The sequence below is a fragment of the Streptomyces sp. NPDC057654 genome, assembly GCF_042800135.1.
Lineage (GTDB): Bacteria > Actinomycetota > Actinomycetes > Streptomycetales > Streptomycetaceae > Streptomyces.
The window spans coordinates 1-2,999 of the sequence record NZ_JBHVHQ010000986.1 but is presented as its reverse complement, the minus strand read 5'-3'; the positions used below and the strand labels follow the sequence as shown (position 1 = coordinate 2,999).

The 2,999-nt window shown below is 71.6% G+C and carries 2 protein-coding genes; one reads left to right on the top strand and one right to left on the bottom strand.

The features are described 5' to 3' along the window. Positions 1–20: 20 nt before the first annotated feature. Positions 21–623 carry a D-glycero-alpha-D-manno-heptose-1,7-bisphosphate 7-phosphatase gene (locus tag ACFU99_RS39310; RefSeq protein ID WP_384402232.1) on the bottom strand — a complete coding sequence of 201 codons (603 nt, stop codon included), beginning with the start codon at positions 621–623 and terminating at the stop codon, positions 21–23. 400 nt (positions 624–1,023) lie between these two features. On the opposite strand from ACFU99_RS39310, the gene ACFU99_RS39305 reads away from it, so the two are divergent. Continuing rightward, entirely contained in the window at positions 1,024–2,796 is a 1,773-nt protein-coding gene (locus tag ACFU99_RS39305; protein ID WP_384402229.1) for a carbamoyltransferase, read from the top strand. The last annotated feature ends 203 nt before the right edge of the window (positions 2,797–2,999 follow it).

The window sequence follows — 2,999 nt, the reverse complement described above, 5'->3', positions numbered from 1 at the left end:
CCTTGCCGCCGCGCCCCGGCTCAGACGCGCGGCAAGGCGTACGGCCCCGCCGACCCGACCAGCATCGCGGCCGCGGCGCGGAGGTCGGCGACGCTGCCCAGGCAGCCGGGCGGCGGCTGCGGCGGCAGGGCGCCGCGGCCCGAGCGCACGTGCAGCGACCGGCAGCCGGCCGCCGCAGCGGCCCGCAGATCCGATTCGTGGTCGCCGATGAGCACCGTCTCGTGCGGGGCCGTGCCGGTGAACCCGAGCGCGCGCAGCACCATGCCAGGCCGCGGCTTGCGGCACGCGCAAGCCGTCTCCGGGGCGTGGGGGCAGTACACGACGCGCGGGGGAGCGGCGCCGTCCGCGGCGAGGCCGGCGGTCATCCGGGCGTGGACGGCATCGAGGGCGTCCACCGTCATGAGGCCGCGGCCGACGGCGCTCTGATTGGTGATCACCACCATCGGCAGCCCGGCCGCCGCCAGCAGCCCGTACCCGATACGCGCGCCGGGCAGCCACTCCCAGTCCTCTGCCGACCGCACATATCCCGGCCGGTTGACGTTGAGCACGCCGTCCCGGTCCAGGAGTACGGCCTTGAGCACCGGTACGCCCTCGGCCCGCGTCACCGGGCCCTGCCCCGTCACCGGCCCCCGCCCGGCCGTCGGGCCCTGCCCGCTCCGGTCCTGACCGGAATGTCCGTGCGATAGGCGCCCGCGCAAAATAGCCTGCGGTCCGTCCGTAATCCTCTGCGGAAATAGGGCAAGGAATGCTCCCCATGGCGATTCGCATTGCGCTGGCCGGGCGGGATTTCCGTGCTTGACGCGGTTCGCTGAACGGCTATGATCCGACGGTCGATTGCCATGGCCGCAATGGTGCGATCTTGAATTTCTCTGATCTTGAATTGCCGTGATCTTGACCGACGGTCAACGTAACAGCGGACGATGTACCTGTCAATGACGGGCGAACGGTCGGGAACGCCCGGTATCCGGGCGCGGCGCGAATCGGCCAGCCGCTGCGGGGCGCGATACGAGGGAGCGGGGAGCGATGTACATACTCGGCGTCAATACCGGACCCCATGACTCTTCGGCGTGCCTGCTGAAGGACGGGGAACTGCTCGTGATGGCGGAGCAGGAGCGGCTGAGCCGACGGAAGCGGGCATTCGGCGAGTCTCCGCGAAAGGCCGTCGCCGCCTGCCTGCGGGCCGCGGACATCTCTCTGTCCGACGTGGCCGAGACCGCCGTGGGCTGGGACGTTCCGCTGCTCAGCGAGGTGGAGGGGGCGCCCTTCGACTCCGCGCGGTTCCATGAATGGCTGCTGCCGGGCAGCGGCGGGAGGCGGCCGCCCACCCGGTTCGTGCCGCACCACATGGCGCACGCCGCGAGCGCGCTGTGGACGAGCGGATTCGAGGACGCGGCGATTCTCGTGCTCGACGGCCGCGGCGAGTGCCGCTCCACCACCCTGGCGCGGGGCTCCGCCGGAAAGATCGAGGTCATTCGCGACTGGGACACCAGCCTGTCGCTCGGCAACTTCTATTCCATCGCCGCCCAATGGGCCGGATTCACCATGTGGGACGCCGGGAAATTGATGGGCCTCGCCTCCTACGGACGTCCGGACCAGGGCATACCCTTGACGGCCGCGGAAGACGACTACACCTTTCCCGGCGCGCCCGCCCCGCGCCGCCGCCCCGCCCAGCACTACCTCCAACTGCATGACTTCTTGTACGAATACTTCGGGAAGAACAACTACCCCTATGCGGAAGGCGACCGGAACGAGCCGATGGCCCACGCGTCCTTCGCCGCGTCGGTGCAGGCGGCGCTGGAGGACGTCATGCTGGAACTGGCCCGGTTCGCGCGCCGCCGCACCGGAGCCGACCGGCTGGTGCTGGCCGGGGGAGTGGCGCTGAACTGCGCGGCGAACGGACGGCTGCTGCGCTCGGGGATCTTCTCCGACATCTACGTGCCGCCCGTCCCGCACGACGCCGGGGTCGGCCTCGGCGCGGCCCTCCTCGCGGACCGGGAGCTGAGCGGCCGCGACGACACCGGCCCGGCCCACCGCATGCGCCACGCCTACTGGGGGCCCGGCATCACGGCGGAGGAGATCGCCTCCTCGATCCGCGACGCGGGACTGTCGGCGATGCACCTGTCCACCGAGGACGTGATCGGCCGGACGGCCGCCCATCTCGCGGCGGGCCGGCTCGTGGCATGGTGCTCGGGGCGCGGCGAGGTGGGGCAGCGGTCCCTCGGCGCGCGCAGCATCCTCTGCGACCCGCGCCACCGGAGCGCGGTCGCGCGTCTCAACTCCGTGAAGGGCAGGGAGATCTGGCGGCCCCTCGCCCCGAGCGTTCTGGAGGAGTACTGGAGCGCGATGTTCGAGACCGAGCCCTCCGCCCTCTGCGAATTCATGCTCGCCGCCGTCCCGGTCCGCGGCGCCGCCCGGCGCATGCTGGCCGCCGCCGTGCACGTGGACGGCACGGCGCGCCCGCACATCGTCCGCCGCTCGGTGAACGAGCGGTACTGGTCCCTGATCGACGCGTTCCGTCGGCTGACGGGGGTGCCCGCCCTGATCAACACGTCCTTCAACCTGGCCGACGAGCCGGTGGTGTTCAGCCCGGACGACGCCATCGCCACGTTCGTCCGCAGCGACATCGAGGTGCTCGTCCTGGGGGACTGTCTCCTGGAGAAGCCCTGCGTGGACGAGCCCGTACGCGACCAGGACGGGCGCCGGACCGCGCGGGGCGTCCGCGGGGCGCGGGCGCCGCGCGGCGCGCCGGGCACGGCTTCGTCGTTCCTGCCGTGGGAGGCGGCGGCCGGAAATTGACTCTCAAGTCCCGCGACTCATTGCCGAGTCGGGGATGCCGCCGCTTCCATTGCTCTCCTCGTAGCCGGTGCTGATGTGCGGCATGTGATGGAGGGGGACACCTTGCGCGACTCAAGAGTGCGTTTCGGCAGACCGAACAGACGTGTGACAGTGGGCAGGGCGGGCGTTTCCGGTGCGCGGAGCGCCATGGCCGGTGCGGTGGC

Coding starts and splice junctions, on each gene's coding strand:
- ACFU99_RS39305 (WP_384402229.1), top strand. CDS start 1,024: ATGTACATACTCGGCGTCAATACCGGACCCCATGACTCTTCGGCGTGC.